Below are 12,640 nucleotides of genomic sequence, written 5' to 3' on the forward strand. Positions count from 1 at the left end.
CTCCTTTAAGGTCTAGGGGTTTGACGTAACTGATTTAAGCGTTTAGGCGCCTGGCTGAGTTGTTCGCTTAAGCGTCTAGGATTATAAGCTTTTAAATCATGATGATTTTTATTGACTTGTGCTGTTTTTTGACCACTCAGCATGGTGGCCTTTGTTGAAGACTTAGGATCGATAGACTGGGTTTTTCTTGTTTCTCCCGCAATGATAGGAGCAGTTTTAGTTTCAAATGGTTCTTGGTCAGTCTTATTATTTGGGTTTTCTGGGATTGGTCGACCACTAGAATCTTTGTCAGGTTCATCTCCATATTCCGCTACTTTACTTCCCTCTAATTCGGTATTTTCTGAATTAGCTACTTGCTGATTTTGCTTGCTAGCGTCTAGTTTAGCTTCTAAGGCCGCTAATTTATCCTCTAAGATTTGATTGCGTTCTAATAAGAACTTCTTATCTTCTTGGATGGTTTTTAAGTCATTAGCCAAGGTCATCCGGTCTGAATAAGCATTAAAAACTAACAAAGCCAATAAATCTTCCAAGGACCGATCAGCTTGCCGAATCGATAAAGACTTTAAATCCCCGTTTAACGACTGGCTGACTTTTTTGACTTGGTCGGCGGACCGATCAGTTCGTAAGGTTAATTTTTTATACCCAATATGGGTTGTATAACGTTTACTCATTGAGACATCTTCCATTTCCTTAAGTATTCATTGCTTGATTACTTAGTCTATTATGCCTTATTTTATCATTTTATCCCTTAACTGGCTAGTTCAGTTAATTAAAGCTTTTCTCATTTTAGCATTGCTTTTTTATTTAAATTAGTGTATCTTGATTACTAACAACCGAAAACACATTTTGAGATAGAGGAGCAAAACTCATCAGTAAACCACTGAGCGGCAGCTAGGAAGTGGTCAAAAGGGGTGTTTTGCCGAAGTTGGCTAGGCGTGGCGACGTCTACCTCCTGGGTATAAGTCATAATAGGCTTGTAACTGTCACGATTGTGATGTGCTATCCGAAAAGCATTGACTTTGGGGCCCCATTGTCTAACTTTTCCGTACCCTCCTCTACTCAATTATTGTGTAGAGGATTTTTATTTAGGAGGAAAACAAATGAAAAGCAGAACATGGACCCCCTTATTAACAACTTTATTATCCCTATTATTAGTGCTTAGTCCTTGGTCTTACCAAGTCGCCAAAGCCAACCAAAACGCAATCGCTGTTGATCAGAATGAATTAAACGCCAGCCTAGAAACTGACGGTGTCTTACGAGTCGGAATGGAGGCTGACTATGCGCCCTTCAACTGGACGCAGACTTCGGCTAGCGATGGGGCCGTTCCTATTAGTAATTCCCAAGGCGAATATGCCAATGGATACGATGTTCAAATCGCCAAAGCGATTGCTCAGCAGTTAGGTCTAGAATTAGAAATTGTCAAGGTAGAATGGGACGGCCTACCACCTGCCTTACAATCTGGCAAAATCGATGCCATTATTGCTGGGATGTCACCAACACCAGAACGTTTAGAACAGATTGATTTTTCTGATTCCTATTATGATTCTGATATTGTGGTAGTTACAGAGAGCGACAGTCAGTACGCTGATGCCAGTTCTCTAGCAGACTTATCCGGAGCCAGTCTTACTGGCCAACTTAATACTTTCCATTATGATTTAATTGACCAAATCCCTAATGTCAATAAAGAAACTGCCTTAGATACCTTCCCTACTATGATCACTTCCGTTCTATCAGGAAAAATTGATGGTTATATTTCTGAACGACCAGGCGCCTTAGCTGCCCTAGCCGCTAACCCAGACTTAAACATTGTTGAATTTGCTGACGGTCAAGGCTTCGACTTAGGAGACCAAACCACTGACATTGCAGTTGGGGTTCGTAAGAATTCTTCCCTAACGAACTACATCAACCAAGCACTAGAAACTATTCCCCAATCTGACCGCGATCAAATGATGGAGGACATGGTAGACCTAAATGAACGCGGCGAAAGTCAAGGTTTCTGGGCCGAAGTTGCAGGTATTTGGTCAAATTACGGTAGCCAATTTTTACGTGGCGCCCGTAACACCATGTTTATTGCCCTAATTTCTACTTTAATTGGTTTTATTATCGGTTTAATTATTGCCATCATTCGTTCCTTAAAAGTTGGCAAGGATAATCTGATTGCTTTTGTTTTCTATAAGCTTGTTGATTTCTTGATTGCTTGCTACATTGAAATTTTCCGTGGCACACCAATGATGGTCCAAGCCATGTTAATTTTCTATGGCTCTAAACTTTTCTTTGATTTAGACTTGTCATCAATGGCTGCTGCCCTACTCATTGTTTCCATTAATACTGGTGCTTACTTAGCTGAAGTTATCCGGGGAGGGATCAGCGGAGTTGACAAGGGCCAAACCGAAGCCGCTAAAGCGATTGGAATGAATCACTTCCAAACGATGACATCAATCATTTTACCCCAAGCCATTCGCACTACCCTGCCTGCCTTAGGAAATGAATTTGTCATCAACATCAAGGATACTTCCGTCTTGAACGTTATTGCGGTCACTGAACTATTCTTTATTACCCGGTCTACTGCTGGTTCAACCTACCTAACCTTCCAAACATTCTTTATCGCATCTATAATCTACCTAGTCTTAACCTTTACAACAACGCGACTATTGAATTTTGTGGAACGCAAATTTTCTGATGACCATTCTTACCGTGTTCATACCTCATCAACAATCCAACAGTAAACCATTAGGAGGAGTAAACTATGACAGAGCAATTAATTTTACAAGTTGATCATTTAGAGAAGACTTATACCGATAATTTAGTGTTAAAAGATATCGACTTCACTGTAAATACCGGTGAAGTCATCTCCATCATCGGTTCATCAGGTTCCGGGAAATCAACCCTATTACGATGCTTAAACTTGTTAGAAGAACCGACTAATGGTGATATTCGTTACCATGGAGAGTCCATACTTGCCCCTAAGTTCAACCGCAACCATTATCGGTCACAAGTTGGCATGGTCTTCCAACAATTTAATCTTTTCAAAAATATGAATGCCTTAGAAAACTGTGTCATTGGTCAAAAGAAAATCCTAGGTCGTAGCCAAGAGGAAGCTGAAAAAATCGCCCTTGCTAATCTAGAAAAAGTTGGCATGGCCCCATACCGCGAAGCCAAACCTCACCAATTATCTGGTGGGCAACAACAGCGGGTAGCCATTGCCAGAGCCTTATCTATGGAACCTGAGCTCTTACTCTTTGATGAGCCTACTTCCGCTCTAGACCCAGAAATGGTAGGTGAAGTATTAGAGACTATGACTCAATTAGCCAAAGAAGGTTTAACCATGATTGTGGTGACCCATGAAATGGAATTTGCCCGTGATGTATCAACTCGCGTTTGCTTTATGGACCAAGGGGTGATTGTTGAAGACGGCCCATCACAAGACGTTATCGGTAACCCTCAACACCAAAGAACCAAAACTTTCTTATCACGCTACCTCAGCGAACGCCAAAGTATCTAGTATAAAAAGGCTTAGCAACAGATCGTTCTGTGCTAAGCCTTTTATTATAACCACATTAATCTAATCGCGGCTGTATTTTTCTTCGATGCCTGAGAACCAATAAGAAAAAGCAATTCCCAAAGCAAACATTACTAATGAAATCAACAAGGTCATCATAAAGGATAAGCCTGTTTCCGCCAATGCTTCTGCCGTAAAAGCCGGAAAAACGACTGTTGGGAAGATGGCTAATGATGAGCCAATAACAGTCCCTAAAATAAAGTGATACATCTTGGCATAATAATGCGCAAAGGCCCAATTAGCGACTTTGGCTAAAGACAAGACACAAATCACCAATCCTAAGGCTAAGGGAATAATCACACCAAAATCAAAAGAAGAAATTCCCGCGGCCATTTTATCATATAAACCAAAATAGATAAGGAAGTTACTTGGACTCATACCAGGGACAATAACACCTAAGCCAATTAAGGCACCCGATAAGATCCAGGCCCAAAATGACGGTTGAACTTGAGTTAGAGACTGCCCTCCTATGACCATCAATAGGAAGATAACTAAGGCTGATCCTGTCATGGTTATTAAATCACTAGTGTCACGGCCTTTCTGACCCGCTTGCTTAAAGAGCGATGGCAAGGTACCCACTACAAAACCAATAAACAAACACGTAAAAAGCGCTTGGTAGCTACCAAAGGCCTTCTCCACCACTACGGAGAAAAGGACCACTCCCAGAACACCACCAATTCCAACTGGAATAAAATAAATCACATTTTTCCAGAAATCTTTGGTGATATTTCCGAGGAAGCTCAACATTTTATCGTAAATTCCAAAAATAACTGCTAAAACCCCACCAGATAGGCCAGGTAAAATACCCCCAATTCCTACTGTGGCCCCTTTAAACAGGCGAATTAGCCAGTCACGCATATCAACATTATTCATTGTTTCATTCCTTTCTCATTTCTCCATCTATTATACACATCTTCAACTCGCTTGGCGATAGGACCCACCGACTTTAAGAAAAATTGAAAAAATCACAAATAGAGCTGAGTCAGTCGCTTGAAAAACGAGAGATTTGTCATAATAGAAAAAGGATTGGGGGCTTAAATTCTCTGGTTTAAAAGATAAATGATCGAAGAACGCAAAAAGACTGGGACAAAAGCCCCAGTCTTTTTGTATAATCTTCTAGTCGGACTCCAAAAATTTTTGATAACTTATCGCTATCTGCAGTCTTTTGGTCCAAGGCTTCTGTTCTTAACGACTTTACTCCCCTTCTACTATTACTATGAAATAATTAACGGATACCGCCTCCGGATCCACCACCAAAGGAACCGCCTCCTCCGCCTAAGCTGGAGAATCCTCCGGCACCACTTGAGCTAGAAGGACTACTTGGTTTTGGTCTATTGAGTTCTCGGTAATAAGTATTAATGGCACGACTGAAGAGGTAGTACTGAGTGAAAGTAAAGTCACCGCTTCCGCCACTATAAACAGATTCTGTACGGTAATCTGGATAGAGTTTAGCAAATTCTGCTTCAACTTCATCAAGAATACCTAAGGCCGCCGCATATAACATTAGTTCATCCCATAAAACGACTTCTTTAGCGGACCGTTCATTAAGCAAAGAGTAGTCCTTAAGGTAATTATGAAACTTAACTAATTGATTGCGCTTTTCTAACCCTGTTTGAGTTAATGGGAATGCCGCTTCTTCGTTAGCTTTGTCCAAGTCGGTCATATCGGATTTCTTTTTAGCCGTCAAATGTTCTTCTTGATAGCCCTGAGCAAGCATATACTCTTCACTAGTTGCCTTAATTTTTTTAATATAGCGAGTAAAGTCACTGGAATGAGATTTTAAATACGCTTTAAAACGCTTTTCTTCGATATAACCTTCTTTATCAGCAGCTTTGACCAATATATCGTAAAACATAGCAATTGGCTCATCAAGTTCTGCCTCTTTATTGACAATTTGGAATTGCCCCTTGTCTTGTTCTGCTTCACCAAGAGGACGCAGATAACCTGCCTTAATCAACCATAGTAAACTAGCAGTCCACATTCCTTCTGAGGCCTCTTCTGTTTCTTCAGACATATTGTGGTTAGAGAGTACAACTAAACTGACGTAGGAATCAAAGACAGTTTCAAAGGGCTGATCACGATAGTACTCTCCTTCAAATTCATTCGAAAGATTTTCTAACTTAGGATACACCCGTTTCATGCGCCGACGTTGCTGCCAAAGCTTGATTCCTAATCTTAGTGATACAACAACAGAGGCTAAGCCAGCAAGGATAAATGCTCCTATTACGCCAATTTCAAAATTTGACATAGGGTCGGTTTCAACGTCCATTTTTTGTAAATCTTCTTGACTAGCATCCGGATCATAATCTTCCCAATTATAATTGGAGCCTGCAAAAGATTGTTTGACATAGTGATCAAAGTCATTATCTAAATGAAATCTTGTACTGTAGGCTTGGTCGGGGAGTCGCAATAAGATGGTTACGTAATTCCCTTCATTAAAATCGCCCTGACTCTCAGCTAAAACAGTTCCCTGCTTGGTAAAGCTAATATCACCATTATAACCAAATCCCCACACTCGATGGTCTTCAGCAGTAATATCACCTAATTCAGAAGCAATTTCCACCCGTACTGATTCAGGTGCTGGTGACATTGAATCATTGATAAACTGCCAATAAATCATCTGATAACTTTGGGTTTGAGCCACAAAATTAGTCACGGTATAAGTGATTTCATAAGTATTTTCACCATACTCAGAAATCCCCCAGTTCAACTCGTCAGAACCTTGGCCGTATTGATAAGCTTTACTGTCAAAATCAGCATCCACATCCCATGAAGCCACTTTTTGCATAGCGGTGCCATTTACGGATACCTGATAATCCGTGATCGTTTGTTCACTAGTTAATTCAATGGGTTTATATAGCTCTGTCCCTTCATCAACATCGGCTTTCCAAGTTTCAGTAAACTGGGCGGACCCATCTGACTGCAACTGCACTTGGACATCAATGCTTTCAATCGTGTTGGCCGCTACTAAACCATTGTCTACAATAAATAAAGTTAAAAGTAAAAGAACAATGGTCAGGACATTAGCTCTAATGGATTTTACCATTGAGGCATTTCCTGTTTTTCTACTGACGCTTCAAAGTAGTCAGATGCTTTAAAGCCAGTAATACCTGCCACAATTGAATTCGGGAATGTTTTAATTAAACGATTATATTTTGTCACCGTATCATTAAAAATCATCCGCGCTTGACGCACATTATTTTCATAATCGTTAACACTATTCATAGTACTTTGGTAGACATTAGCTGCTTTAAGGTCTGGATATTGTTCCACTACCACATCAATAGCACGCATGGCTTTAGCAAAAGCTTGGTCGTCTTTTTCAACATCTTTTACTGACGAGTTTTTGTCCACACCTGACCGATGTTTAACAATAGTTGTTAAAGTCTCGGATTCATGACTTTGGTATTTTGTCGTCGCTTGGATTAAGTTAGTCAAAGCATCCCAACGCGACTCCACTTGAGCAGCAATTTGTGCCATAGCATTAGTCACCATCTCTTGGCTTCCAATCATTTGGTTGTATAGTTTTATCCCCCAAACAACAAGCCCAACAATTAAAACAACAATTACAATTGCGATAATCCATCCAATATTCATAGGAAAACCCCCTCTTTTTGTTAATTTTAGTATAACGCATCCATAAGTTCTAGTCACTTATAAGCCGAAACTAGCTTGTCGAAATTAAATCAATTTCAGCATAGGCTCTCAACTACTTACAATCCATAACAATAAAAAAGCAGCTAGAAAACTAGCTGCTTTTAACACTTCATTATTTTGCTGTTTGTTGGCGAGCTTTTTTCCCATAGAGGTAACCCAGCAGACAAATGCCTAAGCAAATTAAGATAAAGATTGGTAGGAGTTGAGGACTAGCTAGATAACCCCCACCTATAATGACCAAGGAACCCAGGATTGCTAGTGAAGGAATCACTATACCCATAAAACGATTAGTAATTTCACCTTGCCGGCAAAGTTGGATCACTTTAGCATAAAGTAGGATATAGCCAATATAATTAAAGATAATAGCAATTTCACTAACATCACTGTGACCTAATAAGGCAAAACGTTGGACCACATAATGGATGGCCAGCCAGACTAAGGTCAAAGCAAAAGCAACTAGGGTTGAAGCTAGGGATAAGCCCCGTTGAAAATTAATTTCTTTGATTTGTTGAGAGTAAGGAATAATTTCTTTCAAAGCCAAGGCCTGGGGTAAGCGAATGAAGCCTAAAATCATTCCATTAACCACACCTACCACAGCCAACAGAATAAAGAAGGTAAGAATCTTGTCACCCCAAGCACCTAATAAGTTTTGTCCAACCACAGAAACAACACCGTCTCCAAGGCCAACAATGGCATCAACACCAGCTAAACGGACCAAACCGATAAAATAAGCCAGGTAAATAAGCAGAACAATAATTGGCCCAAAAAATAAGGCCAAGGGGATGTTTTTCTTAGCATCTTTGATTTCATTGGATATTCCAGTGGCAACAATCCAACCTTCATAGGAGAAAACCATTGGCGTCAAAGCAGCTAGCCAGGATAAAGGATGGGAATTAGTAGTCATCAATTCACCACGAGCTGGGGTCTGATCAACTTGACTCACTAGGAAGAAACTCACTAAGCCTATCCCTACTAGGGGAATTAATTTACCTATAGTCGTTAAATTTTGAAAACGCCCCGCCATAGTCAAGGATAAATAATTCATGGCGAATAACAATACCACATAGGTCACAGCAATTAGTATCTCCCAGGCCAGATTAGCTGGAAAACCGAACAACTGTAGGGTGTAAATTCCTGCAACCCATGACACCACTGCAGTAATGGTTGGATAATATATTAATAGGTAAAACCAGCCAAAACCATTACCAAAATCCTTAGAAATAAACTCATCGAAGTAAGCAACCACCCCACCAGTCTCGTTGGACCGGGTGGCCAATTGAGAGATGGACATGGCTCCAGTAATGACACATAGGGCAGCAATAATAAAAACCAATATACTCAATGCGACATTCCCATTGGTCAATGTTAAAATATTATCAGCCTTAAAGAAAATTCCCGATCCCACACAAATTCCTACAATCATGGAGATAGCGGTAAATAATCCGTAATGTTTTTCTTTGGCTTGCATAAATAAATCCTCTTTCTAACCCTTTATATAGGGAGGAAAATTTCACTAAAAAATATCAGCAAGCCTCATTATACAGAATTGTCAGTCAATAATCTAGCCTGAATGGAGTGGTCTTATGAAAATTTTAATTGATGGTGATGCCTGTCCAGTAAAAGCCGAAGCCATCGCCCTAGGGCAAAGCCATCATTGGCCCGTCACTATTGTTACGAGCATCGATCATTACAGTCCAAAGGCCAATCTTGAGGGTGTCTCAACCGTCTATGTCGATGCAGGTCCTGACGCAGCCGATTATAAAATTGTTGCTCTAGCAGAGAGAAACGATATCGTCATCACCCAAGATTACGGTCTCGCTTCCTTAATGATTAATAAGACAGAGGTCATCCACCACAGCGGTTTACGTTATTCTCAAGAGAATATAAACAGACTCCTAATGCAACGCTACCAAGGACAGCAAGCAAGGAAAGCAGGACAAAAAACTAAAGGACCCAAAGCGTTTACGGCAGCAGACCGTCGCTACTTCAGTAATCAGTTAGAAAAACTCATACTGGACTTAGAAAGAAGACAAACTAACGACCATTAAAACAGGCTGTAATTTAGTGTTAGATAATGCTAGACCTCTTATTCATAGAAAACATACTCTAAACAATCTACTGGATAATGTGTTTCCAACCATTCCATTAAATCAAGTAGACTTTGTCGGGTAGATTGATAACTGATACCTACTTTAGCTAGGCCAATAACTGCCAAGTTGACCGTGTCTTGCTCAGCCACTTCAGCAATGGACACACCAAACTTTTTAGGCGTTCTATCCTTAATTGACCGGAGAACTTGTCGCTTATCCTTTAAAGAATAGGCTTCAGGCAAACGTAAGATCAATTCTAATCCAATCATATACAAGATAAAGTCCCCCTTTTCTTTTATACTAGCACAGCTATACGTCCTGAAAATTTTCTTTTTCTATAATTAACAAATATCCTAGCCCCTGGATTGAATTTAATGGAAAAATCCCTTAAAGTTAGATTAAGACAAATTTCAAGTATTAGAAAGGTATGATATCATGCGTATTCATTTAATTGAGCCCCTACGTGTTCCAGAAGAAAAGATCAAGCAACTTGCTCAACCCTTGATTGATGCCGGTCATGAGTTCAAGTATTTTGACAATAAAACGACAGATCCTAATGAGCTGATTGCACGTTCTGAGGGAGCAGACATTGTCACTATTGCGAATAATCCCTATCCTGCTGAGGTTATTGCAGCCAATCCACAAATTCAACTATTAAATGTCGCCTTCACTGGGGTGGACCATGTCGATGCCGAGTCAGCCAAAGAAAATGATATCCAAGTTGCCAATGCTTCAGGTTATGCCAACACAGCGGTGAGTGAGTTAGTGATTGCACTGACCTTAGCCCTTTATCGGCAAATTCCCCAATCAAATGAAGCGATCCGTCAAGGAGAAAATTTCTCTGGGCCAATCCAAGGCCAAGAAATCAAAGGCAAAACAGTGGGAATTATTGGAACAGGAAATATTGGCTTAGAGACTGCTAAATTATTTAAAGCTTTTGGAGCCAATTTAATTGCTTATAGTCGCACAGAAAAAGAGGAAGCCAAAGAACTTGGCATTACTTATACTGACTTAGATACCCTATTAAAAACCGCAGACATTATCTCTGTTCATTTACCATTAAATGACCATACTAAGAATTTCTTGTCTCAAGAGAAACTAAGCTTAATCAAAGACTCTGCTATCTTAATCAATGCAGCACGAGGGCCTATCATCGATAACGCTGCCTTAGCTGACTTACTCAACAACGACCAAATTGCCGGAGCTGGGATTGATGTTTTTGATGGGGAACCGCCTTTAGCAGATGACTATCCGCTATTAAAGGCTAAAAATACTGTCCTTACCCCACATATCGCCTTCTTGAGTGATGAAGCGATGGTCGCTCGTGCTGAAATTGCCTTTGCCAATATTCAAGCCTTTATTGATGGTAAGCCAGAAAATATTGTAGAATTGTAGGCGAACTATGTCCAAAAAAGTAAAAACCAATGTAATGCGTCGCTTAGACCAAGCCAAAATTTCTTACCAAGATCAGGCTTATTTCGGTGATGATGTCCATAATGGTGTGGAAATCGCCAATAAATTGGGTAATGACCCTCAAGAACAGTTCAAAACATTAGTCACCCAAGCCAAATCTGGTGATCACTACGTTTTCCTCGTACCAGTTGCAGCCAGTCTTGACTTAAAAGCTGCTGCCAAAGCCGTCAACGAAAAATCAGTCACTATGATTAAAGAAAAAGAGCTCGAACCTTTGACAGGCTATGTTCACGGAGGCTGTTCACCAATTGGGATGAAACATGACTTTTTAACGACAATTGATGATTCTGCCCAAAATTATGAGCAAATTATTTTTTCAGCAGGTAAGGTGGGAGTTAGTGTCAAAGTCGCTACTAGCGATTTAGACGCGGCCATCAAGAAATTACAATTTGCCCCAGTGGCTCAATACAAGTAAAGTTTAAACCTATAATCAATAAATCTAATCACGAATAGCTGCGCTAAGTCTCTCTTGGCTTAGCGCCTTACTCATTTAATCCTAGGAGGAAAAAGAATGGACCAATCCTTTGCCGGTAGTATATTTCTCTTCGGCTTATGTGTCGTTTTATCAGCTTATTTTTCATCGTCAGAGACCGCCTTTACTTCGGTTTCATCGATCCGTCTACAAAATCAAGCAGACAATGGTGACCGGAAAGCCCAACAAGCTTTACACTTACTAGATAATTTTGAATCCTTATTATCGACCATTTTAATTGGAAATAATATCGTCAACATTGCTGCTTCAGCAATTGCAACAGTTGTTTTATTGGTATGGTTTCCTCGTTACGGGGCAACCCTATCAACCATTGTTACCACTGTTGTTCTCTTATTATTTTCAGAAATTACGCCAAAATTAATCGCTAAAATGGTTCCTGAACAGTTTGCTAAATTTTCCGCACCTATCCTACGTTTATTTATGGTAATTATGACACCTATTGTTTGGTTAATTAATGGTTGGCAACGAATGATCCAACACATAATTCCCCTAGAAAGTGATGATAGTATTAGTGAGGACGAATTACTATCCTTGGTCGATGAAGCACGATCTGGTGGTTCTATTGAATATGACGAACAACGCTTGGTTAAAGCTGCCATCAATTTTGACGACCGGACAGTTTCTTCCACCCTAACACCCCGAGTAGATGTTGAAGCGGTAGATATCAATGACTCTGACGATACCATTGACCAAAGCTTCCTCACCCACCCTTATTCACGTTTAGTCGTTTATGATGATACCATCGATAATGTTGTTGGGGTCTTACACGAGCGGGACTTTAATCGCTACCTACGTGCCAAACACAATAATAAGTCAGTTATCTTGCCAAGCATTGTCTCAGATGTTTTATTTATTCACCCTACGATTAAATTAGCTGACCTCTTGAGACAAATGCAAAAGCAAAAAATTCATATGGCAGTGGTCCGTGATGAACACGGCGGCGTCAATGGGATAGTGACTATGGAAGATGTTCTCGAGGAACTGGTCGGTGAGATTTGGGACGAAGATGATGTGGTGTCAACTGATATTAAGGAACTCTCGCCGGGGAATCATTATCAATTCAATGGAGTATGTTCCATAGAAAAAGCCTTACCATTATTAGGTATTCCCTTAGAAGAGCCCCAAATTTATCGAACCGTTAATGGTTTCGTTATCAACCAATTAGGCAAATTACCCGCTACTGGTGACCAATTCTCCACTAAGGGTTGGACCTTCCAAGTCTTATCAGAAGACAAACAACGCGTCTCGCTTCTAGACGCTAAGCGATTAGATTACGAAAGTGATGAAGATGTTGACCAATAGTATAAGCATAAAAACAAGCCCCTCAAAAAGTGAATTTTTGAGGGGCTTGTTGCATTTTAAACTGTT

At 40.2% G+C, this 12,640-nt stretch carries 12 protein-coding genes and 1 riboswitch; of the genes, 6 read left to right on the forward strand and 6 right to left on the reverse strand.

Annotation, left to right across the window (positions count from 1 at the left end; all coding sequences use genetic code 11):
• Nucleotides 1-5: 5 nt before the first annotated feature.
• Nucleotides 6-671: a hypothetical protein gene (locus tag OW157_RS01990; protein ID WP_268752768.1), complete on the reverse strand. Its 666-nt coding sequence runs from the start codon at nt 669-671 to the stop codon at nt 6-8.
• A 173-nt stretch (nt 672-844) separates the two neighbouring features.
• Nucleotides 845-1,010: riboswitch (Lysine riboswitch) on the forward strand.
• 90 nt (nt 1,011-1,100) lie between these two features.
• On the opposite strand from OW157_RS01990, the gene OW157_RS01995 reads away from it, so the two are divergent.
• Together OW157_RS01995 and OW157_RS02000 are read left to right on the forward strand one after the other, a co-directional pair.
• Nucleotides 1,101-2,726, forward strand: coding sequence for an ABC transporter permease subunit (locus OW157_RS01995; protein WP_268751659.1), 1,626 nt, complete (start codon nt 1,101-1,103; stop codon nt 2,724-2,726).
• A gap of 20 nt (nt 2,727-2,746) precedes the next feature.
• Nucleotides 2,747-3,502: an amino acid ABC transporter ATP-binding protein gene (locus tag OW157_RS02000; RefSeq protein ID WP_326938032.1), complete on the forward strand. Its 756-nt coding sequence runs from the start codon at nt 2,747-2,749 to the stop codon at nt 3,500-3,502.
• Between the two features lie 60 nt (nt 3,503-3,562).
• On the opposite strand, the gene OW157_RS02005 is transcribed toward OW157_RS02000, so the two are convergent.
• The 4 genes from OW157_RS02005 to OW157_RS02020 form a co-directional block, all read right to left on the reverse strand.
• Complete coding sequence (locus tag OW157_RS02005) at nt 3,563-4,432, reverse strand: DUF368 domain-containing protein (protein ID WP_268751660.1); 870 nt, start codon at nt 4,430-4,432, stop codon at nt 3,563-3,565.
• A 352-nt stretch (nt 4,433-4,784) separates the two neighbouring features.
• A complete protein-coding gene (locus tag OW157_RS02010) occupies nt 4,785-6,605 on the reverse strand; it encodes a DUF2207 family protein (RefSeq protein ID WP_268752769.1) in 1,821 nt (606 codons plus the stop codon).
• Complete coding sequence (locus OW157_RS02015; protein WP_268751662.1) at nt 6,599-7,156, reverse strand: LemA family protein; 558 nt, start codon at nt 7,154-7,156, stop codon at nt 6,599-6,601. Before OW157_RS02015 ends, OW157_RS02010 begins: the two co-directional genes overlap by 7 nt.
• A 172-nt stretch (nt 7,157-7,328) precedes the next feature.
• Nucleotides 7,329-8,684 (reverse strand): APC family permease, encoded by a 1,356-nt coding sequence (locus OW157_RS02020; protein WP_268751663.1) that lies wholly within the window; start codon nt 8,682-8,684, stop codon nt 7,329-7,331.
• A 115-nt stretch (nt 8,685-8,799) separates the two neighbouring features.
• On the opposite strand from OW157_RS02020, the gene OW157_RS02025 reads away from it, so the two are divergent.
• On the forward strand, nt 8,800-9,264 hold the full coding sequence (locus OW157_RS02025) for a YaiI/YqxD family protein (protein WP_268751664.1): 465 nt from the start codon (nt 8,800-8,802) through the stop codon (nt 9,262-9,264).
• Nucleotides 9,265-9,302: 38 nt separating this feature from the next.
• On the opposite strand, the gene OW157_RS02030 is transcribed toward OW157_RS02025, so the two are convergent.
• Nucleotides 9,303-9,575 carry a DUF503 domain-containing protein gene (locus OW157_RS02030; RefSeq protein WP_268752236.1) on the reverse strand — a complete coding sequence of 91 codons (273 nt, stop codon included), beginning with the start codon at nt 9,573-9,575 and terminating at the stop codon, nt 9,303-9,305.
• Between the two features lie 166 nt (nt 9,576-9,741).
• On the opposite strand from OW157_RS02030, the gene OW157_RS02035 reads away from it, so the two are divergent.
• The 3 genes from OW157_RS02035 (at nt 9,742) to OW157_RS02045 (ending at nt 12,574) form a co-directional block, all read left to right on the forward strand.
• Nucleotides 9,742-10,701 carry a 2-hydroxyacid dehydrogenase gene (locus tag OW157_RS02035; RefSeq protein ID WP_268751665.1) on the forward strand — a complete coding sequence of 320 codons (960 nt, stop codon included), beginning with the start codon at nt 9,742-9,744 and terminating at the stop codon, nt 10,699-10,701.
• Between the two features lie 7 nt (nt 10,702-10,708).
• A complete protein-coding gene (ybaK, locus tag OW157_RS02040) occupies nt 10,709-11,194 on the forward strand; it encodes a Cys-tRNA(Pro) deacylase (protein WP_268751666.1) in 486 nt (161 codons plus the stop codon).
• A gap of 96 nt (nt 11,195-11,290) precedes the next feature.
• Nucleotides 11,291-12,574, forward strand: coding sequence for an HlyC/CorC family transporter (locus OW157_RS02045; RefSeq protein ID WP_268751667.1), 1,284 nt, complete (start codon nt 11,291-11,293; stop codon nt 12,572-12,574).
• Nucleotides 12,575-12,640 lie beyond the last annotated feature (66 nt).

The sequence above is a fragment of the Aerococcus kribbianus genome (assembly GCF_026805545.1).
GTDB lineage: Bacteria > Bacillota > Bacilli > Lactobacillales > Aerococcaceae > Aerococcus > Aerococcus kribbianus.

Coding starts and splice junctions, on each gene's coding strand:
- OW157_RS02000 (WP_326938032.1), top strand. CDS start 2,747: ATGACAGAGCAATTAATTTTACAAGTTGATCATTTAGAGAAGACTTAT.
- OW157_RS01995 (WP_268751659.1), top strand. CDS start 1,101: ATGAAAAGCAGAACATGGACCCCCTTATTAACAACTTTATTATCCCTA.
- OW157_RS02025 (WP_268751664.1), top strand. CDS start 8,800: ATGAAAATTTTAATTGATGGTGATGCCTGTCCAGTAAAAGCCGAAGCC.
- OW157_RS02030 (WP_268752236.1), bottom strand. CDS start 9,575: ATGATTGGATTAGAATTGATCTTACGTTTGCCTGAAGCCTATTCTTTA.
- OW157_RS02005 (WP_268751660.1), bottom strand. CDS start 4,432: ATGAATAATGTTGATATGCGTGACTGGCTAATTCGCCTGTTTAAAGGG.
- ybaK (WP_268751666.1), top strand. CDS start 10,709: ATGTCCAAAAAAGTAAAAACCAATGTAATGCGTCGCTTAGACCAAGCC.
- OW157_RS02010 (WP_268752769.1), bottom strand. CDS start 6,605: ATGGTAAAATCCATTAGAGCTAATGTCCTGACCATTGTTCTTTTACTT.
- OW157_RS02020 (WP_268751663.1), bottom strand. CDS start 8,684: ATGCAAGCCAAAGAAAAACATTACGGATTATTTACCGCTATCTCCATG.
- OW157_RS02035 (WP_268751665.1), top strand. CDS start 9,742: ATGCGTATTCATTTAATTGAGCCCCTACGTGTTCCAGAAGAAAAGATC.
- OW157_RS02015 (WP_268751662.1), bottom strand. CDS start 7,156: ATGAATATTGGATGGATTATCGCAATTGTAATTGTTGTTTTAATTGTT.
- OW157_RS02045 (WP_268751667.1), top strand. CDS start 11,291: ATGGACCAATCCTTTGCCGGTAGTATATTTCTCTTCGGCTTATGTGTC.
- OW157_RS01990 (WP_268752768.1), bottom strand. CDS start 671: ATGAGTAAACGTTATACAACCCATATTGGGTATAAAAAATTAACCTTA.